This is a genomic window from Nocardia grenadensis (genome assembly GCF_050942415.1).
GTDB lineage: Bacteria > Actinomycetota > Actinomycetes > Mycobacteriales > Mycobacteriaceae > Nocardia > Nocardia grenadensis.
Genome location: NZ_CP192054.1, coordinates 4,976,501 through 5,000,267, shown reverse-complemented (window position 1 = coordinate 5,000,267; position 23,767 = coordinate 4,976,501). Strand labels below are relative to the sequence as shown.

The 23,767-nt window shown below is 66.8% G+C and carries 28 protein-coding genes; 13 read left to right on the top strand and 15 right to left on the bottom strand.

Annotated features, from left to right (window positions below; all coding sequences use genetic code 11):
- Positions 1 to 81 precede the first annotated feature (81 nt).
- Positions 82 to 504: a DUF6223 family protein gene (locus ACQPYS_RS22950; RefSeq protein ID WP_433490792.1), complete on the top strand. Its 423-nt coding sequence runs from the start codon at positions 82 to 84 to the stop codon at positions 502 to 504.
- Here the strand turns inward: ACQPYS_RS22950 and ACQPYS_RS22945 are convergent.
- From ACQPYS_RS22945 to ACQPYS_RS22925, 5 genes are all read right to left on the bottom strand, one after another.
- Positions 449 to 994, bottom strand: coding sequence for a hypothetical protein (locus tag ACQPYS_RS22945; protein WP_433490791.1), 546 nt, complete (start codon positions 992 to 994; stop codon positions 449 to 451). The two genes, ACQPYS_RS22950 and ACQPYS_RS22945, sit on opposite strands and share 56 nt — an antisense overlap.
- A 94-nt stretch (positions 995 to 1,088) precedes the next feature.
- The gene (locus ACQPYS_RS22940; RefSeq protein WP_433490790.1) at positions 1,089 to 2,081 is read right to left on the bottom strand and encodes an MlaD family protein; all 993 of its coding nucleotides are present in this window, start codon (positions 2,079 to 2,081) and stop codon (positions 1,089 to 1,091) included.
- 261 nt (positions 2,082 to 2,342) lie between these two features.
- On the bottom strand, positions 2,343 to 2,471 hold the full coding sequence (locus ACQPYS_RS22935) for a hypothetical protein (RefSeq protein WP_281179782.1): 129 nt from the start codon (positions 2,469 to 2,471) through the stop codon (positions 2,343 to 2,345).
- An 82-nt stretch (positions 2,472 to 2,553) separates the two neighbouring features.
- Positions 2,554 to 3,012: a nitroreductase/quinone reductase family protein gene (locus tag ACQPYS_RS22930; protein ID WP_063039891.1), complete on the bottom strand. Its 459-nt coding sequence runs from the start codon at positions 3,010 to 3,012 to the stop codon at positions 2,554 to 2,556.
- 133 nt (positions 3,013 to 3,145) lie between these two features.
- Entirely contained in the window at positions 3,146 to 3,529 is a 384-nt protein-coding gene (locus tag ACQPYS_RS22925) for a winged helix-turn-helix transcriptional regulator (protein ID WP_063039495.1), read from the bottom strand.
- Positions 3,530 to 3,613: 84 nt separating this feature from the next.
- On the opposite strand from ACQPYS_RS22925, the gene ACQPYS_RS22920 reads away from it, so the two are divergent.
- From ACQPYS_RS22920 to ACQPYS_RS22905, 4 genes are all read left to right on the top strand, one after another.
- Positions 3,614 to 4,594, top strand: coding sequence for a zinc-dependent alcohol dehydrogenase family protein (locus tag ACQPYS_RS22920; RefSeq protein ID WP_433490789.1), 981 nt, complete (start codon positions 3,614 to 3,616; stop codon positions 4,592 to 4,594).
- 247 nt (positions 4,595 to 4,841) lie between these two features.
- Positions 4,842 to 5,279: a DUF6069 family protein gene (locus ACQPYS_RS22915; protein WP_063039500.1), complete on the top strand. Its 438-nt coding sequence runs from the start codon at positions 4,842 to 4,844 to the stop codon at positions 5,277 to 5,279.
- A gap of 230 nt (positions 5,280 to 5,509) precedes the next feature.
- Positions 5,510 to 5,632, top strand: coding sequence for a hypothetical protein (locus tag ACQPYS_RS22910; protein ID WP_281179783.1), 123 nt, complete (start codon positions 5,510 to 5,512; stop codon positions 5,630 to 5,632).
- Between the two features lie 651 nt (positions 5,633 to 6,283).
- The gene (locus ACQPYS_RS22905; RefSeq protein WP_157107365.1) at positions 6,284 to 6,640 is read left to right on the top strand and encodes a hypothetical protein; all 357 of its coding nucleotides are present in this window, start codon (positions 6,284 to 6,286) and stop codon (positions 6,638 to 6,640) included.
- Positions 6,641 to 6,679: 39 nt separating this feature from the next.
- Here the strand turns inward: ACQPYS_RS22905 and ACQPYS_RS22900 are convergent, their stop codons facing one another.
- Both ACQPYS_RS22900 and ACQPYS_RS22895 read right to left on the bottom strand, forming a co-directional pair.
- The gene (locus ACQPYS_RS22900; RefSeq protein WP_433490788.1) at positions 6,680 to 7,954 is read right to left on the bottom strand and encodes a VWA domain-containing protein; all 1,275 of its coding nucleotides are present in this window, start codon (positions 7,952 to 7,954) and stop codon (positions 6,680 to 6,682) included.
- Positions 7,955 to 8,097: 143 nt separating this feature from the next.
- Positions 8,098 to 8,256, bottom strand: coding sequence for a hypothetical protein (locus ACQPYS_RS22895; RefSeq protein WP_433490787.1), 159 nt, complete (start codon positions 8,254 to 8,256; stop codon positions 8,098 to 8,100).
- On the opposite strand from ACQPYS_RS22895, the gene ACQPYS_RS22890 reads away from it, so the two are divergent.
- A complete protein-coding gene (locus ACQPYS_RS22890; RefSeq protein WP_433490786.1) occupies positions 8,243 to 8,536 on the top strand; it encodes a hypothetical protein in 294 nt (97 codons plus the stop codon). The two genes, ACQPYS_RS22895 and ACQPYS_RS22890, sit on opposite strands and share 14 nt — an antisense overlap.
- 625 nt (positions 8,537 to 9,161) lie before the next feature.
- The gene (locus tag ACQPYS_RS22885) at positions 9,162 to 9,404 is read left to right on the top strand and encodes a hypothetical protein (protein ID WP_063039508.1); all 243 of its coding nucleotides are present in this window, start codon (positions 9,162 to 9,164) and stop codon (positions 9,402 to 9,404) included.
- Between the two features lie 248 nt (positions 9,405 to 9,652).
- On the opposite strand, the gene ACQPYS_RS22880 is transcribed toward ACQPYS_RS22885, so the two are convergent.
- Complete coding sequence (locus ACQPYS_RS22880; RefSeq protein ID WP_063039510.1) at positions 9,653 to 10,588, bottom strand: AraC family transcriptional regulator; 936 nt, start codon at positions 10,586 to 10,588, stop codon at positions 9,653 to 9,655.
- 433 nt (positions 10,589 to 11,021) lie between these two features.
- Here ACQPYS_RS22880 and ACQPYS_RS22875 point away from each other — a divergent pair, with 433 nt between their 5' ends.
- Positions 11,022 to 11,780 (top strand): MerR family transcriptional regulator, encoded by a 759-nt coding sequence (locus tag ACQPYS_RS22875; RefSeq protein ID WP_433490785.1) that lies wholly within the window; start codon positions 11,022 to 11,024, stop codon positions 11,778 to 11,780.
- Positions 11,753 to 12,844, top strand: coding sequence for an alpha/beta fold hydrolase (locus ACQPYS_RS22870; protein WP_433490784.1), 1,092 nt, complete (start codon positions 11,753 to 11,755; stop codon positions 12,842 to 12,844). Before ACQPYS_RS22875 ends, ACQPYS_RS22870 begins: the two co-directional genes overlap by 28 nt.
- A 118-nt stretch (positions 12,845 to 12,962) precedes the next feature.
- Here ACQPYS_RS22870 and ACQPYS_RS22865 read toward each other — a convergent pair whose 3' ends face one another.
- Together ACQPYS_RS22865 and ACQPYS_RS22860 are read right to left on the bottom strand one after the other, a co-directional pair.
- Complete coding sequence (locus ACQPYS_RS22865) at positions 12,963 to 13,889, bottom strand: DUF5996 family protein (protein ID WP_433490783.1); 927 nt, start codon at positions 13,887 to 13,889, stop codon at positions 12,963 to 12,965.
- Positions 13,890 to 13,941: 52 nt separating this feature from the next.
- Positions 13,942 to 14,382: a DUF2267 domain-containing protein gene (locus ACQPYS_RS22860; RefSeq protein WP_063039516.1), complete on the bottom strand. Its 441-nt coding sequence runs from the start codon at positions 14,380 to 14,382 to the stop codon at positions 13,942 to 13,944.
- A 232-nt stretch (positions 14,383 to 14,614) separates the two neighbouring features.
- Between ACQPYS_RS22860 and ACQPYS_RS22855 the strand changes: the two genes are divergently transcribed.
- Complete coding sequence (locus ACQPYS_RS22855) at positions 14,615 to 15,148, top strand: hypothetical protein (RefSeq protein ID WP_245664700.1); 534 nt, start codon at positions 14,615 to 14,617, stop codon at positions 15,146 to 15,148.
- On the opposite strand, the gene ACQPYS_RS22850 is transcribed toward ACQPYS_RS22855, so the two are convergent.
- Positions 15,090 to 16,043: a LysR substrate-binding domain-containing protein gene (locus ACQPYS_RS22850; RefSeq protein ID WP_433490782.1), complete on the bottom strand. Its 954-nt coding sequence runs from the start codon at positions 16,041 to 16,043 to the stop codon at positions 15,090 to 15,092. The genes ACQPYS_RS22855 and ACQPYS_RS22850 overlap by 59 nt on opposite strands.
- A gap of 91 nt (positions 16,044 to 16,134) precedes the next feature.
- On the opposite strand from ACQPYS_RS22850, the gene ACQPYS_RS22845 reads away from it, so the two are divergent.
- Positions 16,135 to 17,397 (top strand): MFS transporter, encoded by a 1,263-nt coding sequence (locus tag ACQPYS_RS22845; protein WP_433490781.1) that lies wholly within the window; start codon positions 16,135 to 16,137, stop codon positions 17,395 to 17,397.
- A 52-nt stretch (positions 17,398 to 17,449) separates the two neighbouring features.
- Here ACQPYS_RS22845 and ACQPYS_RS22840 read toward each other — a convergent pair whose 3' ends face one another.
- Positions 17,450 to 18,076, bottom strand: coding sequence for a LysE family translocator (locus tag ACQPYS_RS22840; protein ID WP_433490780.1), 627 nt, complete (start codon positions 18,074 to 18,076; stop codon positions 17,450 to 17,452).
- 94 nt (positions 18,077 to 18,170) lie between these two features.
- On the bottom strand, positions 18,171 to 18,983 hold the full coding sequence (locus ACQPYS_RS22835) for an AraC family transcriptional regulator (protein ID WP_433490779.1): 813 nt from the start codon (positions 18,981 to 18,983) through the stop codon (positions 18,171 to 18,173).
- Positions 18,984 to 19,063: 80 nt separating this feature from the next.
- Here ACQPYS_RS22835 and ACQPYS_RS22830 point away from each other — a divergent pair, with 80 nt between their 5' ends.
- Positions 19,064 to 20,176 carry an IS630 family transposase gene (locus tag ACQPYS_RS22830; protein WP_433492984.1) on the top strand — a complete coding sequence of 371 codons (1,113 nt, stop codon included), beginning with the start codon at positions 19,064 to 19,066 and terminating at the stop codon, positions 20,174 to 20,176.
- Between the two features lie 160 nt (positions 20,177 to 20,336).
- Entirely contained in the window at positions 20,337 to 21,584 is a 1,248-nt protein-coding gene (locus ACQPYS_RS22825) for a cytochrome P450 (RefSeq protein WP_433490778.1), read from the top strand.
- Between the two features lie 69 nt (positions 21,585 to 21,653).
- Here ACQPYS_RS22825 and ACQPYS_RS22820 read toward each other — a convergent pair whose 3' ends face one another.
- Both ACQPYS_RS22820 and ACQPYS_RS22815 read right to left on the bottom strand, forming a co-directional pair.
- Positions 21,654 to 23,297 carry a flavin-containing monooxygenase gene (locus tag ACQPYS_RS22820; RefSeq protein WP_433490777.1) on the bottom strand — a complete coding sequence of 548 codons (1,644 nt, stop codon included), beginning with the start codon at positions 23,295 to 23,297 and terminating at the stop codon, positions 21,654 to 21,656.
- Entirely contained in the window at positions 23,294 to 23,752 is a 459-nt protein-coding gene (locus ACQPYS_RS22815; RefSeq protein WP_433490776.1) for a hypothetical protein, read from the bottom strand. The genes ACQPYS_RS22820 and ACQPYS_RS22815 overlap by 4 nt, the downstream gene beginning before the upstream one ends.
- Between the last annotated feature and the right edge of the window lie 15 nt (positions 23,753 to 23,767).

Here is a 23,767-nt window from a genome sequence, read left to right as displayed (position 1 = left end):
AATGCCTCCGTGCGCAGGACGACCGGAGGCGCACTCGGCGGCGACGATAGCCCATATCGGTTGTCGGAGAAGGAGGACGTCATGTCCGTTCAGCAGCTACTCGTCACCTCGGAGATCCTGGCGCAGGCGGCCGCCGCCGGGCCGACCGCCGGGCGTGTGTGGTCCCTGGTGGGTGTGGCGGTGGGACTCACGGGTGTGGTGCTCGGTGTGCGTGCTGTCATCCGCCGGGCCGGACAGCGTTCGGCGGTTATCGCACTGGTGGCCGGGGTGATCGGTCTGGTGGTCGGTCTGGCGGTCGTCCTCGCCGCCGAGGGTGGACCCGGCACCGGGTACGGGATCGTCGGCGGCTTCCTCGCGCTGGCCATCGGATCGGTCGCCGCGGTCCTCGGTGCGCTCGCGCTGTGGCGGGTTCGGCTCTCGCGGGGGCGCAGGGAGCCCGGCCGGGTCCTCATCGCGGGCGGTAGTCGGCGACAAGCCACTCTTCCCCCACACGCTGCACACTGACGGTTACCAGGGTGGGGACGCCGACCGGTTCCGGGTGCCGGACGTTACGGGTCTGCTGGGTCGCGAAAACCGTGACGAGGTAGTTGTCGGGGTCGACGGCCTCGACCGCGGTGCCCACCACCTCGCCCTGGGCGACGACCTCGGCCTCGGTCATGATCTTCGCGAGTTCGTCGCCGACGGTGTCGTAGCGGTGGGAGAACGCGGCGGTGGTCCCGTGCCGGACGCCGGCGAAGAAGGCGTCGAGACTGCGGAAGTCGTAGGTCAGCGACCGGTGCGCGTAGCCGGCGGCGACCGCGGCCACCCGGTCGCGATCGGTGATGCGGCCGCGCACGTCGTCGAGTTCGTGCTCGGTGGAATACCAGCGCCATCCGAGAAGTACCGTCAGGACGACGAACGCGGCCGCGGCGAGTCCCCACGCCGATACAGTCGCAGGCGATGCGCGCCGTCCATCGACCTTCCGCTCTGTGCCGGACGCCGGGGTGTCGCTCACTGTGGATCCTCGCTCGCTACGGAATTCTCGGTGTGCCGGGTTTTTTCGCCGATGGGGGAGACCCCGGGATCGATCCCGCACGGCCGAATGCACGTCATCGGCACGCCGCTCGCTGTCCTGCTCCGGTGAGGTCGGCCGGAGCCCACGGCCAGGCCGAACAGATGGCCGCGGATTCCGTGCTTCCCGCCGGATCGTCCGAGTTCAAACCGCCGATCAGTTCCGGCTTCAGTGACAGGACCTCCACGAGCTGATCGGGGCGAGCAGCGAGTATGCGCAACTGCTCGTGCAGCGCCGGGTAGTCGTCTTCGGGAAGGGACGGTTCGGTGAGCAGCCCGCCGTCCGCATCGAGGCCCGCGTCCTCGGAGAACAGTGAGTTCACCAGTTCCGCGGCGTCGTCGAACAGCCCTACCAGGGCGGCGATCCCCTCGATCAGTACACCGACCTGTTCGGCGACACCACCGATCTCGGTGGCGAGTTTCCCCAGGTTGTGAATGAACACCGCCACCGCCGCGTGCTCGTTCGTCGCGTACTCGAGCAGATCGCCCAGAGCCGTCAGGACCGGTCCGATCCCCGTACCGTCGCCCTGGAGGACCCGGCCCACGTTCTCCGCCACCCGGCCAAGTTCCTCGACGTCGAGCGCGGTGAACAACGGCCGGAATCCGTCGAACAGCCGCGATACGTCCACGCCCGGCGTGGTCCGCTCACGCGGAATCGTTGCGCCGGAGTCGAGTACGGCACCTCCGGGCCCGGACTCGAACAATTCCAGGTAGTACTGCCCGAGCAGGCTCTGATAGCGGACCGCGGCGTGGGTGGTCTCCAGGACCGACCGGTCGTGACCGACGGTGAAACCCACCCGGGCCGTGGCGTCGTCGGCGATCTCGATCGCGGTGACGGTTCCGATCCGGGATCCGGCCACTTGTACACCGCTGCCGGCGGTGAGCCCGGAGACATCGGTGAAGACCGCCGCGTATTCGGTATCGCCCTCGGCGGCCGGTCCGCGCGCGGTGGTCATGATCAGGCTCAGGCAACACACTGCGACAACACCGAAGACGGACAACCCGATCGCGGGGCCACGCACGGATGACATCGGACTCCTTCTGGGGGGCGGCCGGCCGTGCGATGTGCGGCGCGGTGCCGGCGACGATTCGAGCTGCGCTCGAGCCGGTCGGTCGACGACCGGGGACGCCGCGACGACGGGGGAGTTCCGGTGGCCGGTGACAGGCAAGGGCGACCGAACCGTATGGCACGACCGGTGGCAGAGCCAGATCCAGAATCATGGCGAACATATCTCGGCGCAGCGAGATCGCCTGCCGCCGAGGATCTCTCGGCACGAAATGGCCGAGGCGGCCTACGGGCCATCCTCGGCGACCTTCAGATGCGCGGTGAGGTCATCGACGAATCGGCCGAGTAGTCCGCCGAAAGTGCCGCGGTCTTCGTCGGGCCGGTCGGCCAATGCTCCGGTGAACCAACCGAGCATCCCCAGTACAGGTGGGAGATCCCGCCGATGGTCACCGGTTTGCGCGCAGCCGAGGGCCGGGAGCGGATGCCGCCGTGCCGCCCTACCCGGCCCGGCCCGATACTCGTTCCACCACCACGAGCGGAATCTCCCGTTCGGTCTGCTGCTGATGTGCGGCCATATGCGGGAACCGGTCTGCCAGCATCGCGAACAGGCGCTCGCGTTCGGCACCGGTGGCGGTATGCGCGGTACCGGTGAACAGGTCGATACCCGCCGGGGTGGGCCGCTCGACGATGACCTGCGGCTCGGCCATCAGATTCCGGTACCACGCCGGGTGTTCGGCCGCGGCCATATTGGACGCCCACAACACGGTGCGATCATCGCCGTCGGTCAGGTACCCGAGCGGCACGATATGTTGCCGCCCGCTGCGCCTGCCGACAGTGGTCAGTAGAACGAGGTCGGATCCCTTCGGCATCCCGTCCATCGTGATCTTCCCGCCTTCGGCGCGGAAGTTCTCGACCACGGAACGATTGAACGCGCGCATATCACTCGGCAACGACATCTGCGAGATATTAGTCCCCCTGTTCCGCTGTGCGCGGATCGAGACGTCGGTGCCGCGCACAGCGGTAACCGATCTTCCGACTCCACCGAGCCGGGTCGGGTGGGAGTCTTCGGATGACCGGCCGTCGTCGGGATCAACCCGCCCGGGGAGCGCGATCCGGCTCGGCGGTCCGGGCCGCCTCCTGGAAGTCGACGATGGCCTCGCCGTGGTCTCGCGCCCAATTCGTCAGGACTTCGATGGGTTCGACGAGGGTCCGGCCGAGGTCGGTGAGGCTGTACACGACCCGCCGTGGCGCTTCGGCACGACGGTCGACCAGACCGTACCGCTGGAGCCGGCGCAGTGTCTGGGTGAGGACCTTGCGCGAGATGCCGCCGATGAGGTCGACGAGTTCGCCGTGTCTGCGAGGTCGTTGGCTGAGCCCGAAGAGCACCAGCACGGTCCATTTGTCGGAGATGATCTCGACCGCCAGGCGGGTGGGGCAGTCGGCGAGGAAGGCCGGTCCGGCGGTGTTCTGCATGGAATTCGAAGGTACCAGGAGGTAACGCACGGCTCCGTAGCGTTCTGGAGCAGCGCATTCCGCGCTGGATACGGAGGAATCACCATGTCACGAGTCGTCGTATTCGACCGGTTCGGCGGGCCGGATGTCATGCATATCGTCGAGGAACCGGTCGTCGAGCCCGCAGCCGGTGAAGTACGGGTCAGGATCGAAGCGTTCGCCGTCAATCCACTCGATCTGATGATGCGTTCCGGCAGCATGCCCGCGGCCGTCACCCTGCCGCACGCCCGACTGGGCGTCGAAGGAACCGGCATCGTCGACGCGGTGGGCCCCGAGGTCACCGGGTTGGCGGCAGGCGATCCGGTCGTCCTCACCGCCGTTCCGGACGCGAGCGTCCGGGGTAGCTACGCCGAATACACCACGGTCCCCGCGCGCCGTGTCCTCGCGCGGCCGGCCGGGCTCGGCGTCACGGAGGCGGCGGCGATCTGGGTCGCCTTCTCCACGGCCTATGGCGCGCTCGTGGAGAAGGCGCGGATGCGTCCCGGCGACCATGTTCTCATCACGGCCGCGTCCGGCGGCGTCGGCCGGGCGGCGATGCAGATCGCGAACCAGATCGGCGCCGTGCCTCTCGCCGTCACCCGGCATGCCGCGAAGCGGGACGCGTTGACGGCCGCCGGTGCCGCCGGGGTCATCGTCACCGACCAGGTGGATATCGCCGAAGCCGTCCGTCATCACACCGGCGGGATCGGTGCCGATATCGTCCTCGATCTGGTGATGGGCCCCGGCCAGCAGGATCTCCTGGCGGCGGCCCGTCCGGGCGCGACGCTGGTGGCGGCAGGCTTTCTGGATCCGCGACCGACGCTCTTCCCGGGCGGCACGCCGCTCACGATCCACGGCTACCGGAGTTTCGAGCACACCCTCGACGCCGTGGTGGTGCGGCGCATGGCGGCCTTCTTGAACGCCGGTGTACGCCTCGGCGCACTGCGGCCCGCCGTCGATGCGGTGTTCGGCCTCGACGATATCGTCGAGGCGCATCGCCACCTGGAGAAGGGGCTGCACGCCGGGAAGATCGTCGTCACGGTCTAACCGGGCCCGTGCGTACATGTTCGCCTGCCGTACATGGATGGTCGGCGCTGGTCGCGGCCGTGCGCGGTGGTTTCGGTGGCCACCGCGCACCGGCGATTCGTCGAGCGGGGCGGCGTACTCGGCGGCGATGCGGTGGACCCACCGCGCTGAGTGATCTGTATCTCTCTACGCCTCGATGGATTGATCTAAACATTTGTTTAGGTTTCACGATGGTCTCACGCGAACTGCGCAGCTTAAGGAGATCGTCATGAGTATCGCGACCAATCCAGCGGCCACCACGCGGATCCCCGCACTGAATCGCCCCGTCGCCCTCTTCGGCGCGATCGGCGCCGCGCTCCTGGCCAACCTCGTCGTCTGGCTGATCGGGGCGGCCGCCGGTGGCACCTTCGAAATGACCGACGCGGGCCGGGTGCAGAGTGTCGCCCCCGGCGGAATCATCATGATGACGGTGGTCCCGATGCTGACCGGTCTCGGCGCGGCCGTCCTGCTGTCCTACAAGTGGATCGGTGTGCTGCGCATCGCCGCGGTGATCGGCTCGGTGCTCGCCGTCGCCACCATCGGCATGACGGTGAGCGCCGACTTCGACACCGCGTCCACGGTCGCACTGTCGATCACGCACCTGACCCTGGTCCCCGCCCTCGTTGTCGCCACCGAGGGCCTGCGCCGCAAGTTGATCGACAGGTGAGATACGCGGACGAGAGAGGCCTGCGTCCAATGGGCGCAGGCCTCTCTTCGCATGCGATCGTCGCAATTCGTAGCGTTCGGATCGGGCACGTGGTCACGCGTTCTCGGTGTGAGCGGTGGCGGCCGAGGAGGCCGGCGATTCCCGCCGGCCGAATCCGCCCGACTGGCTTTTTATTTTTTCTGACGTATGGTCGAAGTCGGTCGGATGGAACTTCGGAAAAGGGAGCGACAGTGGCTGATAAATCGCGCGGGAAATCGTTGAAGAAACCTTCGTCGACCCTCGGTCAGCGCCGGGCAGCGAAGCGTGAGCAGCAGGAGCAGTCGAGGGTTGTCGTACGAAAGAAGAAGCGCTGAAGTAGTTCCCATCTCTTCTGGCTCGGACGAGCAACCCGGTAAGGGATAAGATCCGGACTGGTGACCCGGTGGGGTCGTCCTCGGTCCAATGGTGACGCGAGACGGTTGTTCTTGCCGTGATCGTCGCATCCGATTCTTTTCGGATAATTATTTTCACCGAACGGACGTGTAACGGTTCACGGCGATGAACCGTGCGATTTTTATATCTCAGGGAGTAATTTATGAACGCACCGAGAATCGCGGACCGAAGAAACGACCGCGGATCGAAGTTCAGCACCGCGGAGATCAAGTCCCGCATCGAGGCGATGTTCGACGTCCGGGCAACTCGCGCACGCACAGACAGGTACGACAGCCGTGATCGCGACGAAAAGGAACCCTAGGAGCCGGGCGTATGCGCGGCCGCGGCGCAGCGTGTTGCGCCCGGCCCCGGACCGCAAGACCGGCCGCTCGCCGCTCGGCGTCGCCCCGGCCCCTCTGGTGGGTGCGATCTTCGCGGAGTTACACCGCGGTGGGATCCCGGCGAGTCCTACCGGCGCATCGCCTGTTTCGCGGTCGTGGCCGGGCGACCGGGCCTCGGCGCCCGCGCGACCGACCGTCGCCGGAATCCGGACCGGCTCGGCGGCGAGCGTCGTCGTCATTATCGATCGGTCGATGGTGAATCGTCTGTTCGGTGCGTCCGACAGCGGTCGAGTGGGCTTCCGGCCGTTTCTTCGGGCGGCGAAGATGCGGTCCTGGGAGAACGAGTTGTGCGAGAAGACGACCGTGACGGCGACCGCCCTCGCCGCCCGGCGCCTCCTCATCGTGTGTGATGCCGGGCAGGTCTCCCCGGCCGAGCGCACGCGCGCGATCCGGTGGGTCCGCGAGGTGGCGCACCGGATCGGCTATGAATGCGCGATCAACGGCCTGCCCGACCTCGGCACCTCATACCTCATCGTGGTCGCCGGTACCGAGGTCGGCGACGCGGCACGGTCGGTCGTCGATTGGTATCGGAGCGGGGAAGTGCGATGACCTCGGACCGGCGGATCCGGGGCGCGATCCGACCGCCGGTCACGCGGCGCCGCTGTAAATGCCGGCGGCTTCCGCCGCGCTCAGCCAGTCGGGGAACTCGCCGAGCAGCCGGTTGTAGAGGTCGGCATCGGTCACCGTGTCGATATCGTCGACAGAGAAGAAGCCGGCATTGTCGACCCGGCGCCCGGTCATCGTGTCCAGGGTGTGCAGGAGTCCATAGTCGGCGTGGCCGAGTCCGATGAACTGCCAGAAGGCGGGCAGCGCGGAAGCTTCCCGCATGAGCGCGGTGATCTTCGCCTTCTCCCGGAATCCGCCGTCGGTGAAGAACAGGACCAATGTCGGTTGCCGATGGCGATTCAACGAGGCGATGATCTCGCGCATCACGGGCAGTTCGTTGTTGGAGCCGCCGATCTCCGCATAGTCGATACCGCCGTGGCGGCCGCGCAGATGCAGGTATTCGGCCGACCACGCATCGGCGCGGTCCACCGTGATATCGGGCAGTCTGGCGTAATCGGCGGCGTAGAGGTAGGGCTCGATGCGGCCGTCGTCGTCGAGTTGTATGGCGATCGGGATCATGCGTTCGACGACCCGCCGGACCGTGCCGGCGCTGTAGAGACGCCGCATGCTGCCCGTCTTGTCGAGGACCAGGACCACCCGGGCGCGAACGCCGCAGGCTCCCTTGCCGACGAGTACTTTGGCGACCTCACGCTTACGCAGGTCGAGTTTCGCCCGCGTCTCCAGCGATAACGACTCTTCCCCAGGGGCCGTGCGAATCTCGGTGGCGGGCAGCGGTGCGGTCTGTGTGGGACCCGGGTGTTCGCCTCCCACATCGATTCCGTGATCGGTCGCCGATTCCGCGAGGCCGCCCGCATACCCCTGGCCGACGGCCCGGATCTTCCAGCCACCCGAACGGCGGTAGAACTCGACGGCCACGACAGCCTTCTCCCTGCCGAGATCCGCGATCCGGTACTCGTAGAGACAGGTTCCGGCGCTGTCGGTCACGGTGGCGGTCGGGGCGGGCAGCTCGCCGAATACGGTGTCGAGCGCGACCACCACCCGGATCTGCGCGATATCCGCCGGAACCGCCGGCAACGACACCCGCAGTTCGCTCGGCCGTCCGTCGGGGCCGGGCCGCAAATGAACCCCTGGGCCCTCGGGCTGGTTGTAGAACACGAAATCGGCATCCGAACGCACCACCCCCTGCTCGGTAACCAGTATCGCGGCCAGATCCGCCGCCGCGGCGACCTCGACCGAGAGCAGCAACTCGGTACGGGCGAGCGGTCCGTTCTGTCCTCTGGTCAGCTGCGTGATCACCCTCTGTATCCCTCCGCCGAAGTTGTGGTGTCCGGGGACCATCGTCGCGACCACCCGATCTGTTGCCGGTCGCGGCCCACTCCGCAACCGTTGCCGTCCGCCGATCGGGCGCGCTGCCGCAGCCCGATCGGCGGCGTGATCCACTACGGGTGCAGGACGATCTTTCCCACCTGCTCCCGGCGCGCGAGTTGCCACCGGTCGTCCTCGCGGAGCAGCGGCAGTCCCGCGGTCACGCGATTGCTCAGCCGGTCGGGCTTGCCCAGCTGGCCGAGTAGTTCCGGAACCCGGGTGCGCGCGGGCATCCTGGCCACATTCCTGGTCGTGACCGGGCATTTCGTGGCCTATACCTTCATCGGGCCGGTGCTGCGGCAGCTGTCCGGAATCGGCGCGGAGTTCATCGGCCCGCTGTTGCTGGGATTCGGCGTGGCGGGCATCACCGGAAGCTTCTTCGTGGGCGCTTTCACCGGACGCGCCGCGCGTCGCACCGTGCTCGGCATCGCCGCGGGACTGCCCGTGCTGATTTCGCTCTACCCATTGCTCGGTCATGGCCCGATCGGCGGGGTGTTGTTGCTGATCGCATGAGGCCTGGTCTCCGGCGGAGTGCCGGTGAGCCTGCAATGCGGCGACACATGTCGCCGATACAGCATCCTGGTCGTTCGGGCCGAGGTCAGGATTCACTGATGAAGAGTGTCGACCACGTCGACCACACCCCGCGTCACCAACGTCACGACCCGCAACAACCGGCCATTCGATAGTTTGCGCGTTTCCGTGCGCCGCATGCGCGGATCAGGTCGAACGAGCACAGGTGCGCTCATAACGTCGAAACAGTCTACCGGGATCGACCACGAAAGGACCACACCATGCCAGTGAGCATCCCACCGAGGTCGGCAACAACTTGTAGATGAAACCGAATGCGGCCCGCGGCGCACAATGGGGTGCGGCCGAATCGAGCAATGGCGCTCGGCTGGGACCGCGATCGCACAGACCGATAGTTGCCCACTTACCACCTACGTCGAATCGACGAAACCACCGCACGCCGAGTCGATGGCAAACAGGTGCGCACCTGCTGCTCAACCCTCACCGACCCGAGACCGCCTCTCATCGGCGGCCGACCCGAAACCGGATACTTCCGATGACTGCTCTCTTACCTCTTGCCTACGGATATTTGCGCGACGATTTACTCCATACCCGAGAATCAAGCGAAACTATGCTGCGGGACGCCGCCCGGTCCCTCGGATACGAGCTGGCCACCGTTTTCCACGAGCCGGCACCACAGAGCGCGACACTGCCCCCGGTGTTCATCGATCTCGTCAAGGAATGCCGGCGAGCCGAAGCGCGTATGGTGCTGACGCTGTGCGGACACCTATCAGGTATGGCGGTGTGCCGAATGGTCCTTCTTTCGGTCCTCGACGTCCGAGGCAATGTCGAAGTACAAGAACTCGAGCCCTGAAGCCATCCGCCGGATGGGGGTGACCTCATCCGGGTGGGTGGGCTCGAGGTCCCAACCGTCACCAGCTACGCCGAGGACGTTCTTTCCGCGACGCGAGAAATACCGGAAAGCCGACTGCGGCCGTTTCGAAGTGCCCTCCTCGGTGCATGGCCGTATGACATGTCCTCGAGGCCTGGACGCTGTCCTGAAGTGATGCTACTGCGGCGCTGGGAATGGTCACCATGCTTGCGCACAGCCTGTGGGGCGTCTTATTGAATGCGAGCTTCCTGCGGAGTGAGCCCATATCGGGCTTTGAAAGCGGCGCCGAAGGCGCTGAGGGACCGGAAACCGCTGGCATAGGCGATCTCGGCCACGGTGCGGTCTACGGAAGCTCCGCGCAGAAGCTGGCGCGCACGGTCGAGCCGCTCGATACGGATCAGCTCGCTCGGCGTCGTACCCGTGCCTTGTAGTGCCAGTTGGACCTGTCGCAGTGACCAGCCCAAGTTGTGCGCGATCACGTTCGGGGTGAGTTCGGGCTCCGCGGCGTGCCGGCGGACGTAGTCACGGACTGCGGTGTCCACTGTCCCCAAGGTGGTGAGCGAGCCCTCCGGGGGACGCAGACACAGCTTGACCAAATCGACGATTACGTCACATGCCGTCGCGAAGCCGAGCCCATCCATTGCCGCGCGCTGCTGGCCGAGTTCGCTGATCATGCCCGCGACCACCGATCCCAGGCCAGTTCTCAGGTCGATGACCGCAGGGCCGTCGCCGATGTCGAAGGGCAATCCGCCCGTGGGAATGTTCATAACCCAAGCTTGGGTGTTCTGCGGTTGACCGAAATCTGCCGGGCGTGTTTTCGTGAACAGTGCGGCCTGTCCCGGAAAGACCTGCACGGCGTTATCCTCCTGTCGGAGGTTGAGTACACCTGTAGTGGGAATGGACAGCCGCAGGCTCGCATCGTCGTCGCGCCGGATATCTTTTGGTGTTCGCGAGTAGATGATGCCGTCGGAACAGACGTCGATCAGCAGGTAGCCCGCGTAGCCCTGCATGGCCATGCTGCCACGGAATGTCGACGCGTCGGCGAAACGAAAGCGCACAGTGCCCTGGTTACGACAGACCCGTTCGGCCCAGAAGTCGGCCGACTCGTCCGCCGCGACCGCGGCGGTGTCGGCTCGTCCAACGAGGTAGGGCTCAGACAGTGTCATGCGGACCCTCCAGCCGCCATACCAGTTCCGTGCATATCTGCGCGAACCACGTCCGACGTGCTTCAGCGCAGTCATAAAATCAAAAGCCACACTATTTGCAACGATAACAACAAAGAAGAACTCTGCCCGCACCGTGCGGAAATTTGTTCCGAAACGACAGCACGAGTTCGGCAGAGCAGAACAGCCGACGTCCGGACGTCGGCTGTCGCGCCATGATCACGGACGCTCGAACCAGAGGACACTGGCTGGAGGCAGCCGAACGACGTGCCGCCGGGGCCTCCGTGCCCAAACCGGCACCGGGCATGCTGGACCCCATGGCACCGAGCCGAGCGTTTCCGCCCCATGGCCCTTGTTCAGCATGGGATACGGCGCGCAGGCGGCTCATCGGCCGGATGTTGCAGGTGACGTGACGTCATATGTCAGGCTCGCCGGCATGCCTGGTCGGGATGCAGCGGAATGGATCACCGTGGGTGAAGCCGCGCGGCGGTGCGAGACCACGGTGCGCACGCTGCAGTACTACGACCGGATCGGGCTGTTGGTCGCGGAGCGGGACGAGAGCGGACGGCGGCGCTACGGCCCCGAGCAGCTGGATCGGCTTCGCCGGATCCAGTTGCTGACCAGTGCGGGGTTGCGGCTCGACGAGGCCGACGCGGCGCTCGACCGGCAGGCCGGCCGGCCGCTGGTCGAGACCTACAGCGAACAGGTTCGGCTGCTCGAGATCGCGGAGCTGCGGTTGCGGTGTCAGCGGATCGTGCTGGCCGCGGTGACGGGAATCCTACGGGAACATCCGGATGCGCGGGTGCCGGCCGGAGTCGTGGCCGCCACCATGAGCCTCGACCGCACCCTGCTGCGCCACCCCGGTGTGGAAAACCCGGACGCGCGTGCACCGGTCGGCCTCGATATCGATGTGGAGCGGGTGATCACCACCTACTTCAGATGGAAGGCGCACGCGGTCCAGGCGTTGCTGCTGGTGGAAAACGAGGTGCCGGCCGATTCGCGCTCGGGTCGTCGCCTGGGCCGGGAATGGCAGGCGACCACGGAGTACGCGCTCCGGGATCAGCCCGCCGGGACCGGCGAACTGTACCGCGCGGTGGAACGCTCCGAGCACAGCTGGCCACCGGAAGACCGAGTCCTGCATCAGAGAACGAAGGATTTTCTCGACCGATGTCTACTCGCCGCACAGCAGAAATGACCGCCGACCTGCCCGAGGGGCGTGCCGAGGAATTGGGCCGAGGTGCGGAACCCGTCTTCGGAGCAGCCCGCGGGACCGGAGCCCGGCGGGCCGGCCGGCCGCGGTCGCGGTTCCGCCGACTACGCCCGGTCGTCGCCGTTCTCGTCGCCGCGGCGACGCTCGCCTGGCTCATCCTGCGGGACACCTCGCCGGTGGGCCATTTCGACTCGGCCGCCGACAAGACCCGCTATCTGGAGGCGTACCACGAGGCGATGCGGGAGATGCCCGACCCGGAGCGCGTGCTGGACGTACGGACGAGCTACGGGATCGTGCGGGTGTACCGATACGCCGGTCCGGACGGGGCCGATGAGCGGGAACCGTTCCTACTGCTTCCCGGCACCCGTTCGGGCGCACCGGTATTCGCCGACAATATGCCCGGCCTGCTCGCGCAGCGTGCGGTGTACGCGCTGGACCTGCTGGGTGAACCCGGAATGAGCGTGCAGGACCGTCCGATCGAAACCCACGCCGATCAGGCCCGCTGGCTGCACGAAGTCCTGCTCGAGCTGCCCGAACCGGCATTCCACCTGCTCGGACTCTCGATCGGCGGCTGGAGCGCGGCCAACCTCGCCGTCCACGAACCCGAGAAGGTCGCGAGTCTGATCCTGGTCGAGCCGGTGCAGACCTTCGCCGGCCTCTCCGCGGAGTTGCTGGTGCGATCGCTGTCGGCGAGCGTGAGCTGGTTCCCGAAATCGTGGCGGGACGATTTCAGCAGCTGGAGCGCCGGTGGCGCACCGGTCGAGGACGTTCCGGTCGCCCGGATGATCGAGGCCGGAATGTCCTCGTACACAATGAAGCTACCGACGCCGAAGCTGATCGGTCCGGAGCGGCTGCGCGCCTTGGAGATGCCGGTCCTCGCGATTATCGCCGGCAACTCGCCGATGCACGACAGTGGTGCGGTCGCCCAGGTCGCCCGGGAGAGCCTGCGGCACGGCACCGTGAAGGTCTATCCCGGCGCGTCTCACGCGATCAACGGCGAACACCCGCAACGGATCGCCACCGATATCGAAGAATTCCTCGCCGGGTAGGCGCACCTCCCCATCGGCGGGGCCGGTGTGGCCTGCGGGTCCCTCCCCGCGGCGGCGAGATCGTTCCTCAGCTGTCGGCAGGCGCATCCGCTCGTCCGGCCCCGGATGGCCGGTGCCGTCACCGCATCCGGGGCGCGATCGCGTCCAGGTGTGCTCGGTCCCAGTCGGCGGCATCGGCGGCGGCACCGTAGGTGGATCGCAGGAACTCCAACAGGGTCGCCTCGGGCTCGTCGGCGGTGCGCACGGCCTCGTAGGGAAGCAGGAACTCGTGGACGGATGCGTCGTAGTAGCCGGCCTCCGGCCGGATCAGGGTGTCCGCGTACCCATCGGGCTCGGGATAGGCGTAGGCGTAGAAACTGCCCTCGGTCGAGCCGCCCGGCCAGAAGCCGCTACTGGCCAACTCATGTGAGTAGCCCTCGACCATGACCCAGTCGGCGCAGTTCGGGGCGCCGCCCGGATGCGGCGGGGCGGTACGCCCGGAGAAGCGGGTATAGGCCAGATCCATCGCACCCCAGAAGAAGTGCACGGGGCTGGCCTTGCCGACGAATTCCCCGCGGAACCGGTTCAGGACGCGGTCGGCGGCCATCAGCTGGCGCCAGAAGGCGTTGGCATGGTCCCGGTCGTAGGCGGCATGCGCGGTGTCCTCGGCGAACGGGATCGCCTGTTCCACTTCGACCGGTCTGGCCAGGATCGGGATGTCGATACCCAATGCGTGCAGGGCGGCCATCACTTCTTCGTAGAACGCGGCCACGGTTTGCGGCTCCAGATTGACCCGGTGCCGCGCGCCGGTGCCGGACCGGATGTGCAGCTGGTGATCGATGAAGTCGAATTCGATATCGAATGTGCCGCGCTCGTAGGGGATCGCCGAGGTGGTCAAACCGCGTGCGGAGAGATACAGGGTCACCTGCCACCAGTGGTTGACCATCGGGGCGCGGGCCAAACGGAGCTTGCCGACGATCTGCATCCACATGTGCAGTGTGTCGCGGGTGTCGGCCCAGTCGTCGACCCGCAGGACCGGCCAGATTTCGTTCGATGTGGTGCGCATATCCGTCCCTTCGGCTCGGTGCACCCGGGGATTCGGGGCGGGCGGCGGCGCGTCAGGCTTCGGCCATCACCCCCTTACCGCGCAGCACGGTGCCGAGGCGATCCGGGAACACGGCGAAGACGTGATCCAGCTGGCCGGGCGACATCATCCGGTCCAGCGCCGAGGTGACGCAACCGGCGGTGAACGCGACATCGCCCGCCGGGATCCCGGCGCGTTCGGAGAATTCGTCGACGAACTCCGCTACGCCGTGGCCGCCCGGTACCCGGCTGGGCACCCAGCCCTCGTACCAGATGCCGCGCAGGTAATCGGGTAGCTGGGCCGTGAGGTGGGCGGAGTTGGGCACACCTATCCGGTCCCGGACGGTATGCATCCATGCGCGCAGTGCTCGCAGCGCGAATGTGAGGTCTTCGGTTCCCAGAGCGTCGGCGACGGCACGCAACCAGGCGTGTGCGGTGTGCATGCCGGCGGCAAGGGGGTCATTGTGATGCGTCATTGGTGCACCTGCCTTCCGGGTGGCCGGTCCGATGCGCGGTTCGACATCATAATTCTACGGCGTTACCAGCGGGAACGGCAGACTCGATTCCTTTCTCCGCGGCCGTCTCGGGGCAGCACCGCGCCCTGCCTTCCAGGCGACCGGGGTCCGCGAGCCGTTCGTACACCGGGCGCGACCCGCCCGTCACGGCACGAAACGTAATGGATACGAGGTGATGCACGATCATCTATGCATGACGATCGCACGCAAAGTGGCCACGACAGCAGCTACCGGACTCGTCGGCGCGGCGATGGCCGTGGTATCACCGGGGGTTGCCACCGCCGCGGATCCCTGCCAGCTCGGGTGGTCGAATGTCGGGCCCCGGTCATGCGCCACGAATGAGGTCCGGACGGCTCCGGCATGGACGGTGGGCAACGGTATCTGCGTCGGCATGCTGAGTGCCGCCGGAGTCGCCTACGACGGCCCCCTGGCGCAGTACCACACCTTCCCGGGCACCAGCCATTCCATAGAACTGCGGCTCACGCAGGGTTTCTCCCCACTGGGCAATTGGGCACCGACCGTCCTGGCCTGCGATGTCACGGCGATCGTGGACTGGCATAACCTCGACACCGGCCGGAGCGGCTCGGTGAGCCAATTCGTCCCCGCCGGCTACACGAGCTCCCGGCCGTTCTACCTGCACGTGGACTCGGGCCCGGGCCGGGTCGCGCTCACCGTGCGTACCGACCGTCCGAGCGTTCCGGCGACGGCCGAGGTATTCGTTCCCTGACCGCGGCAGCGGGGCGTCCGCCCAGCAGTGCCGCCAGTTTTGTCAATTGCGCGGGGCGCTGGGCGGAACGCCAGATCAACGCCATTCTCGACTCCTCGTCGAATCCGGTGACGCGCACATAGCGCAGGTCGGCGCGCTGGTTGCGCTCGGCCACCGGGCGGCAGGTCAGCATCGCGTATCGACCGGTCGCGGCCAGCGTCATCCCCTCCTGGAGGGTCGTCGCACGGACCGTACCGGCGATCTGCTTCCCGAGCGGTGTGAAGCGGGGGAAATGCACATCCCGCCAATATCGTGGTGCCGGCCCGTCCACCGAGACGAGGTCCACTTCCGCCAGCGCTTCGGCATCGATACGCTCCCGCTGTGCCAGCGGATGGCCGTGGCTCACGGCCAGCATTCGCGGCGCCGGCGGGAACGCGAACCCGACCGCGAGTCCCGGCTCGCGGACCGGGAGCAACGCGATGGCGGCATCGATATCACCGGCCAGCAGTGCGCCGAACGGGTCGCCGAGCGGCAGTTCCCGCAGCGATAGTGCTACGTCCGGGTTCTCCTGGGTGAATCGGGTCAGGGTCCAGGTGATCGTCTCGTAGGCGAGACCCTGGAAACCGATCCGGATCGGCGCGGCCTGCCCGGCCTCCCGCCGCGCGCCGTCGACCAGTTCGACCAGCCGGGCGTACGCGGGACGCACCTGATCGACGAAGTCCGCGCCGCGATCGGTGAGCGTCACCCGGCGGCTGGTGCGTTCCACGAGCTGCGTCCCTATCTTGCGTTCCAGGGCGGCGACGAGCTGGCTGACCCGGCTCTGCGACACCCGTAGCCGCTGTGCTGTCCGGCCGAAGTGCAGTTCCTCGGCCAGTACCAGCAGACATTCCAGCTCACGGACGGGAAGGTCCGGCATCCCGCTCCCTCCGGCGATCGATGAGTTCAGCTGATCGAACAATGAGCTGATCACTGTTGTTCCGGTGCAGCGGGCATCCTTGACTGGATGCATGTCCACTGTGCGTGAATTACCGGCACCCGCAGCCGAATCCGGCGGCCGTTGGCCGGCGATCGCTGTCCTCGCCCTGTCCACATTTCTCGTCGTCACCTCGGAGATGCTTCCGGTCGGCGTGTTGACGCCGATGTCCGAAGGGCTGGGCGTCACGCCGGGGACGGCCGGATTCAGCCTGGCCGTCACCGGGGTCGTGGCCGCTTTGGCCGCGCCTTTTGTCTCTCGGCTGATCGGCGGCGCGGATCGGCGCCACGTCCTGGTGGCGGCCGCGCTCGTGCTAGCCGCCGGAAACCTGATCACCGCGGTCGCCCAGGGTTTCGCTGTGCTCGCCCTCGGCCGCGTGGTCGTCGGGTTCGCCATGGCGACGGTGTGGGCGCTCGCGGCGGCGCTCGCGACCCGGCTGGTCGACGCCTCTCGCGCGGGGCCGGCGGTGTCGACGGTCGTCAGCGGCGTCGCGGTGGCGTCCGTTCTGGGGGTGCCGTTCGGCACCTTCCTCGGCGATATCGCGGGGTGGCGCAGCGCGTTCGGCTCACTTGCCCTGGCCGCCCTCCTGCTCGCCGCGGCGCTTGCCGCGCTCCTGCCGGCGCTCCCACCGCAGCAGGACGCCGGAGCGGACGGTCATTCCGGTTCGCTGCTGGCCGTTCCCGCGGTGCGCCGCGGACTTATCGCGGTAACCCTCCTGGTCACCGCCCATTTCGCCGCCTACACCTACGTGCGGCCCGCATTGGAGGAATTGTCCGCCATCCGCGGTGCCGGTATCTCGCTGCTGCTCCTCCTCTACGGACTCTGCGGGATCGCCGCGAACTTCGCCGCCGGGGCTGCCGCCATGCGCCGCGTCCGGTTCACTGTGCTCGTCCTGGCGATCGGCATCACCGCCGCCCTGCTGGCGCTGCCGCTGGTGGGTACGTCCCCGATCAGCGCCGCCGTGGTGCTGGTGCTGTGGGGATTCTCTTACGGGGGTGTATCGGTCTGCAGCCAGATCTGGGCAGTCCAGGCCGCGCCCGAACGGCGCGAAGCCGTCACCGGTCTGTTCGTCGGCGCATTCACCGGCAGCATTGCCCTGGGGTCCTTCCTCGGCGGAGTGATCCTCGACGGCGTCGGATTGTCCGTGCTGCTCTGGGTATCGGCGGGCGTGGCGGCCGCGGCCGCCCTGGCCACGGCCCCCGGCGGGGGCGTGGACCGGTCTGCAGTCCGCCGACCGGAACAGCTCCCGGCCGACAGACCGGATCGGCCGGGCGGATACCGCGAACAAGGCTTCTAGTCGATATGGCTACTCGCCGACTGCCCGGACGCCGTCCGCGCCCACATGATGCTCAGTGCAACGCCGCCATCAGGAGAATACCGAGACCCAGCACGATCAGCGCCACGCCGGATGCGCGTTCGAGCCTCGGAAGCGCTCGAACGAATCTGGCCAGGACGACGCGATTGCCGATGAGGACAGCAACGACCAGGTCCCAGACCAGTACGACAGCGCACATCCACATGCCGTATGCGACGAGCTCTCCGGTGCTCGTGCCGACGGTGAGAACGGCGGCGAGACCGGCGTAGAAGAGAGCGTTCTTCGGGTTGAGGGCAGCCGAGGCGAACCCCGTCGCGGCAAGTTTCCACCAGCTCGCAGCGTTTCCGGCGGTTTCGGCGGCAGGCCTCAGCTCGATCGAGGTGGCGCCGGCCGAGCCCAGGAAGCGTATGCCGAGGTAGATGAGGAATCCGGCACCCGCGATCTGGACAGCGGTGAACGCGATGGTGTCCGGCCGTAGGATCGACAGGCCCGTGAACGCTGTCGCGACGAAGACGGCGTTGGCGGCCGCGATGCCCGCACACGCTCCTGTCGCGCGACGCCATCCGGTGGTCATCGACGAGTGCGCGATGAGGAGGAAATCGGGGCCCGGGGACAGCAGGGCAAGGAAATGAGCACCGGCCACGGCAGCGAATTGATTCATTCTTCCTCTGTGCTCGACGGGTACGGACCGGGTCACTGTGCCGTCGTCGCCGCGGAAGTGTCTTGAACGAAATTGCGGGGCCGGTGTGTTCCTTTCAGCGGCTGGCGCCGGCCCGGTACTCGCCGGGTGTGACCCCGGTGCGCGATTTGAAGATCCGGTGGAAGTGGCTCTGGTCGGCGAAGCCGAGGTCGTTGGAAACCTCGGCCAGGCCGCAGCCCGCGCGGAGCCGGGAACGTGCTCTGATGACGCGCTCATTGAGCTGCCAGGCAATGGGAGGCAGCCCGGTGACATCCCGGAACCGACGAACCAACTGGAACCGGCTCAGACCTGTGCCCCGGACCAGGTCACCTAGGGTGACCTGCATGTTCGAGGCGCGAAGGTGCTCGAGGATCGGGGCGACGATGGCCAGGTCCGAATCGCCGACTCCGCTCCCCGCGATGATATGAGCGGGTGCGGTCAGTACCTCGTCGAGAACAGTGACGAGCAGTTCTTCCTTCTCGCGCGGGTCGATGTCGGAGAACAGCACCTCGTTGAGGTGGCAGAAGGCAGCGTATCGTCCGGGCTCGTCGATGATGCGTACCGGCGGTGCGGTCCGGTCGGCCCCCATACCGAGTTCGGGGAGCGATTCGGCGAGCCACGCCTCGTCCACATGGAGCATCTGGTAGCTCCACCGGCCTTCGACGGGGTTGCAGGCATGGACTCGGTGGGCGGGGATCACCACGAGTTTCTTCGCCGTGAGTTGCACGGGACCGCCGGGTGCGCCGGTGAAAACACTGCGCCCTTCGTCGACCGCGCCGATCGACACCGCATCGTGGGAGTGCGGCTTGTAGCACGACACGGCGCGGCAGGCGCGCCTGCTCTCGAGAAAGGGGAGCGCATCGCTACGCCAGAACTCAGCCTGCACCACAGGAGCAAGCCTAGTGCCCCGTCCAGATAGGTTGCGCTGGTAATCCGGGTGTCGGTTTGAGCTGTTGCTTGTCGTCGGTGATGCTGCTGTTGGAGGTGGTGTCGATGGCCCGGAAACCGGAAGTGTTCGTGCGGGAGGTGTCCCCGGATGAGGGACGCAGATTGCAGAAGATCACCAAGTCGAGCCGGCAGCCGATCAGGACTCGTCGCGCGATCGTGGTGATGGCCTCGGCGCAGCATCAACCGGTGCCGGCGATAGCGCGGTTGATGCAGGTCTCGGAAGCCTATGTGCGCCAGGTGATCCACGATTTCAACGAACGGGGGTTCGACGCGTTGGACCCAAAATGGAGTGGGGGCAGGCCGAGCAAGGTGGATCGGGCGACGCGTGAACCCATCGCCTGCATCGCCCGGTGCTGCCCCCGCAAGTTCGGTCGGCCGTTCTCGACGTGGAGCCTGTCGAAACTTCGAGACTGGCTTGCCACCAGCAAGATCGCTGATATCAGCCGTGAAACACTGCGCACGATCCTGCGGGCCCAGGGGGTGTCGTGGCAGGCCACCAAGACCTGGAAGGGCGGTACCGACCCCGACTTCACCGCCAAGATGAACCGGATCCTCGATCTCTACGATCACCCGCCCGCCGACGGACGTGTGGTCTGTGTCGACGAGTTCGGTCCGTTGAACTTGCAACCCCGCCCGGGACGTGGCTGGTTCCCGGCCCGCAAACCCCGCCGGTTGCGGGCGACCTACCATCGCGACCACGGGGTGCGGCACCTGCTCGGCGCGTTGGACCTGGCCACCGGCCGTATTCACTACCGGATCCGGGACCGGAAACGATGGATCGAGTTCCTGGCGTTTTTGAAGACCCTGCGGGCTCGTTGGCCGGGCGAGAAGCTTTATGTCATCGTCGACAACTTCTCCCCGCACAAGCGGGTCGAGGTCAGGGCCTGGGCTGCGGCCAACAATGTGGAGCTGGTGTTCCTACCGACCTATTCGTCGTGGCTGAACTGGATCGAATCGGAGTTCGCCGCGTTGCGGTACTTCGCTCTCAACGGCACCGACCACCGCAGCCACACCGAGCAAGACGCTGCGATCGGTGCCTACATCCGCTGGCACAATCAACACGCCCGACCCAAACGAGACTTCGCAGTCAACTCACCAATCCGCCGCCCGGATTACCTACCCAACGTTGCCTGACAAGGCACTAGAACTGCGCCGATGCTTCCGCGCACGCCAAAGATCTTGAACTGTAACGGTTCCCGGTAGTATCCGCCGGCATGCCCACACTACGAATGCCATCCCATCCCGCAGCGGGCCGGAAGGGACACCACGCGGCACCGGTCGGGGGAGTCACGCGTTGAGCGATACAGATCCGGGTTCGCAGGGGGGACCCCTGATCGCGCACGGGTCCCCGGTACCGGCCGTCTCACCCGTGCGGCTGGACACCCCCTCGTTCGCGGCCGATCCGCACCGCGTGTACGCGGATATGCGCCGGCACGGCCCGCTGGTGCCGATCGAGCTCTCTCCGGGGGTGCCGGCGACGCTCGTGATCGGTTACCAGGTGGCCATGCGGATCCTCAACGACGAGGCCCATTTCCCCGCCGACCCGCGCCGATGGGAGAAGAACGCCCCCGCGGACTCCCCGATGCTGCCGATGCTGGGCTACCGCCAGAACGCGCTGCGAACCGCAGGTCTGGAACACGAGCGTTACCGGCGCACCATCATCGCGGCGTTGGACACCGTGGATATGCACAGGGTGCACGGTGCGGTGGCGGGGGCCGCCGATGCGCTGATCAACGACTTCTGCGAACGCGGTACCGCCGACCTGCGAACGGATTACGCGTATCCGTTGACCTTCCGGGTTCTCAGTGAACTGATGGGATTTCCCGAGGACGCCGCGGCCGAGGCCTATCACGGTATGGCGGCCATGCTGGAGGGGGTCGGTGCCGAGGCGGGGCAGCAACGCTTCGTCCAGGCTCTGATCGGCGTTGTCGAGCAGAAACGGGCCGCGCCGGGCGACGATCTGACCTCGGAGCTGTTGAAGCACCCGGACGAGCTCGATGCCATGGAGATGGTGAATCAGGCCGCGCTCCTGTTCTCGATGGGTACGGAACCTACCTGCAATCTCATCCTCAACGCGCTGCTGCTGTTGATGACCGACGAGCAGTACGGGGGCGAGGTCCTCAGCGGCGCCATGGCCACCCGGGACGCTATCGACGCGGTGCTGTTCGAGGATCCGCCGCTGGCGAATTGGTGTGTGAGCTACCCCAGACAACCGCAACTCGTCGGCGATGTGTGGCTGCCGGCCGATCAGCCGGTGGTGATCAGCTTGGCCGCGTGCAACAACGATCCCAGCGTCGCTGGCGGTGACCGCAGGGGTAACCGATCGCACCTCGCATGGGGAGGCGGCCCGCACGGTTGCCCGGCCCAGACCCTCGCCCAGACCATCGCCGCGCAGGGCATCGACCTGCTGCTCGATGCCCTGCCGGATATCCGCCCGAAAGTGCCTGCGCAGCAATTACCATGGCGGCAGGGCCAGTTCCACCGCGCAATGGCATCGCTACCGGTCGAGTTCCCGGCGTGCCCGCCGATGCGTCTCGCCTGAGCGGGGACTACGTCGGACACCACACGGTGGCGGGCGCGTGCGGCACCCGCCACCGGCAGTACCTCTCGGTCACCGCGTCAGCGTGAACCCGGCGTAGTCGTCGGCGGCTACCTGGTCGCACTTTTCCCGGAATGTGCCCACGCCGCCGATGTAGGCGTACATCACTCTCGGTTTACCGGGCACATTCGATCCCACGTACCAGGAGTCCACCTTCGGATACAGCGTCATATCGCCGGCTTCGCCGACGTGCCGCGTCCATTCCCGCTCCGCGTCGGTCCGGGCCTCCATGGTCGTGACGCCCTTGGCGCGCATTACCTCGATCGCGTCCGCTACCCAGTCGACGTGCTGTTCGATGGACACCATCATGTTCGACAGGACCGCCGGGCTACCCGGGCCCGTGATCGTGAAGAGGTTCGGAAAGCCCGCCACGGCGAGACCGAGGTAGGTCAGGGGCCCGTCGGCCCACTTCTCCCGCAGCGACACGCCACCCCGGCCGCGGATATCGACCGCGTCCAGCGCACCGGTCATCGCGTCGTATCCGGTGGCGTAGATGATGTCGTCGAATTCGAAACTCTCCTGCGTCGTCTCGAGCCCGGCCTCGGTGATCTCTTCGAGCGGGGTCGCGGAGACGTCAACGAGCCGGACATTGGGACGGTTGAAGGTCTCGTAGTAGTCCGTGCCGAGGACCGGGCGTTTGACACCGAACAGGCCGGAGGGCTGAAGTAGCCGGGCGACAGCCGGATCCGTCACGATCTCGGCGATGCGGTCGCGGATGAACTGGGCGGCGGTCTCGTTGGCGGCTTCGTCGACGAGGGTGTCCGTGAAACCGGTCAGCATGCTGACCAGTTCACTGTTCTTGTCCTCCCATACCGCCCGGTAGAAAGCATTTCGCTCGTCTTCGCTCACCTCGAGCGCCCCTTTGGTGGCTTCGGGCCGCGCGATGCCGAACGACGACTTCCGGTTGGCCTCGCGCACCTCGCGATAACGAGACTTGATATCGCGCTGGAATTCTGGATCGATCGCGTGATTGCCGGCGGGCAGGACATAGTTCGCGGTCCGCTGGAACACGGTGAGCTGCTCGGCCGTTTCGGCGACGAGCGGAATGACCTGCACCCCGGAGGAACCGGTGCCGATCACCGCGACCCGCCGACCGCTGAAATCGACCTCCTGGTCGGGCCAGTTGCCGGTGTGGAAACTGCGACCCCGGAACGTCTCGATGCCCGGGACCTCCACCATCTTCGGCGCCGACAGGCAGCCTGTCGCCATGATCGCGAACCGTGCCGAGACGACCTCGCCTCGATCGGTCGTGATCCGCCACCGCGCGGCGGCCTCGTCGTAGACCGCGGCGGTGACCCGGGTCCGCAACTGCACATCCTTACGCAGGTCGAAACGATCCGCGACATGGTTGATGTAGCGGAGCAATTCCGGCTGCGGCGGCAACTTCTCCGTCCACTCCCACTCCTGCTCGAGCTTCGCGTCGAAGGAGTAGTTGTAGTACATGCTCTTCACATCGACCCGCGCACCCGGATAACGGTTCCAGTACCACGTGCCGCCGAGTCCGGCACCTGCCTCGTACACCTGCACCGAGAGCCCGAGTTCCCGCAACTTGTACAGCGTGTACAGGCCGGCGAACCCGGCACCGACGACGACTGCGTCGATCTCGCGGGCCCCCTGCCCGGTCGAGGATCCGGAATGCTCCGAGGTCGTTGTCATCGTGGGACCTGCCTTTCCATCGGTCGCCGTGGGAGGGACACAGCGATTCGGTTCGACTCCGTGGCGAGCCGGCAGTCGCCTGGTCGAGGAAAGAGCTGGGCGTGGTGTGGTGGTCGGATGTGGTAGACGGTGACACCGCGGAAGTTCCTGCCCCCTCCCTCATATCGCGACAACTCGGCCGATGTCACGAGCTCATCGGTGCGCGAACGAGACTCGCCGAGCGTCAGTATTGCAGACCGGTACAGGTTGCAGTTGGCGGAACAGCGTTGCACGCGTTGATGTTTGCGCAGCTCTATCCAACTCCGGTGGCCGAACCCGATGGGGCCGACGACGACCGACTCGTCGGACCGGCCGTCCGGACAGCCGGGCTCGACGGCCTTGTCGCCGGCGGTGGTGCGGGCCTGCCGGTCGATGTCGTCGGCCGTGCTCCGGGCAACCCGCTTGTCGTTCGTCATCCGTACCTTGTCCTC

Coding starts and splice junctions, on each gene's coding strand:
- ACQPYS_RS22950 (WP_433490792.1), top strand. CDS start 82: ATGTCCGTTCAGCAGCTACTCGTCACCTCGGAGATCCTGGCGCAGGCG.
- ACQPYS_RS22940 (WP_433490790.1), bottom strand. CDS start 2,081: ATGTCATCCGTGCGTGGCCCCGCGATCGGGTTGTCCGTCTTCGGTGTT.
- ACQPYS_RS22935 (WP_281179782.1), bottom strand. CDS start 2,471: ATGCTCGGTTGGTTCACCGGAGCATTGGCCGACCGGCCCGACGAAGAC.
- ACQPYS_RS22930 (WP_063039891.1), bottom strand. CDS start 3,012: ATGTCGTTGCCGAGTGATATGCGCGCGTTCAATCGTTCCGTGGTCGAG.
- ACQPYS_RS22925 (WP_063039495.1), bottom strand. CDS start 3,529: ATGCAGAACACCGCCGGACCGGCCTTCCTCGCCGACTGCCCCACCCGC.
- ACQPYS_RS22920 (WP_433490789.1), top strand. CDS start 3,614: ATGTCACGAGTCGTCGTATTCGACCGGTTCGGCGGGCCGGATGTCATG.
- ACQPYS_RS22915 (WP_063039500.1), top strand. CDS start 4,842: ATGAGTATCGCGACCAATCCAGCGGCCACCACGCGGATCCCCGCACTG.
- ACQPYS_RS22905 (WP_157107365.1), top strand. CDS start 6,284: ATGGTGAATCGTCTGTTCGGTGCGTCCGACAGCGGTCGAGTGGGCTTC.
- ACQPYS_RS22895 (WP_433490787.1), bottom strand. CDS start 8,256: ATGCCCGCGCGCACCCGGGTTCCGGAACTACTCGGCCAGCTGGGCAAG.
- ACQPYS_RS22885 (WP_063039508.1), top strand. CDS start 9,162: ATGCTGCGGGACGCCGCCCGGTCCCTCGGATACGAGCTGGCCACCGTT.
- ACQPYS_RS22880 (WP_063039510.1), bottom strand. CDS start 10,588: ATGACACTGTCTGAGCCCTACCTCGTTGGACGAGCCGACACCGCCGCG.
- ACQPYS_RS22875 (WP_433490785.1), top strand. CDS start 11,022: ATGCCTGGTCGGGATGCAGCGGAATGGATCACCGTGGGTGAAGCCGCG.
- ACQPYS_RS22870 (WP_433490784.1), top strand. CDS start 11,753: ATGTCTACTCGCCGCACAGCAGAAATGACCGCCGACCTGCCCGAGGGG.
- ACQPYS_RS22865 (WP_433490783.1), bottom strand. CDS start 13,889: ATGCGCACCACATCGAACGAAATCTGGCCGGTCCTGCGGGTCGACGAC.
- ACQPYS_RS22860 (WP_063039516.1), bottom strand. CDS start 14,382: ATGACGCATCACAATGACCCCCTTGCCGCCGGCATGCACACCGCACAC.
- ACQPYS_RS22855 (WP_245664700.1), top strand. CDS start 14,615: ATGACGATCGCACGCAAAGTGGCCACGACAGCAGCTACCGGACTCGTC.
- ACQPYS_RS22850 (WP_433490782.1), bottom strand. CDS start 16,043: ATGCCGGACCTTCCCGTCCGTGAGCTGGAATGTCTGCTGGTACTGGCC.
- ACQPYS_RS22845 (WP_433490781.1), top strand. CDS start 16,135: ATGTCCACTGTGCGTGAATTACCGGCACCCGCAGCCGAATCCGGCGGC.
- ACQPYS_RS22840 (WP_433490780.1), bottom strand. CDS start 18,076: ATGAATCAATTCGCTGCCGTGGCCGGTGCTCATTTCCTTGCCCTGCTG.
- ACQPYS_RS22830 (WP_433492984.1), top strand. CDS start 19,064: ATGCTGCTGTTGGAGGTGGTGTCGATGGCCCGGAAACCGGAAGTGTTC.
- ACQPYS_RS22820 (WP_433490777.1), bottom strand. CDS start 23,297: ATGACAACGACCTCGGAGCATTCCGGATCCTCGACCGGGCAGGGGGCC.
- ACQPYS_RS22815 (WP_433490776.1), bottom strand. CDS start 23,752: ATGACGAACGACAAGCGGGTTGCCCGGAGCACGGCCGACGACATCGAC.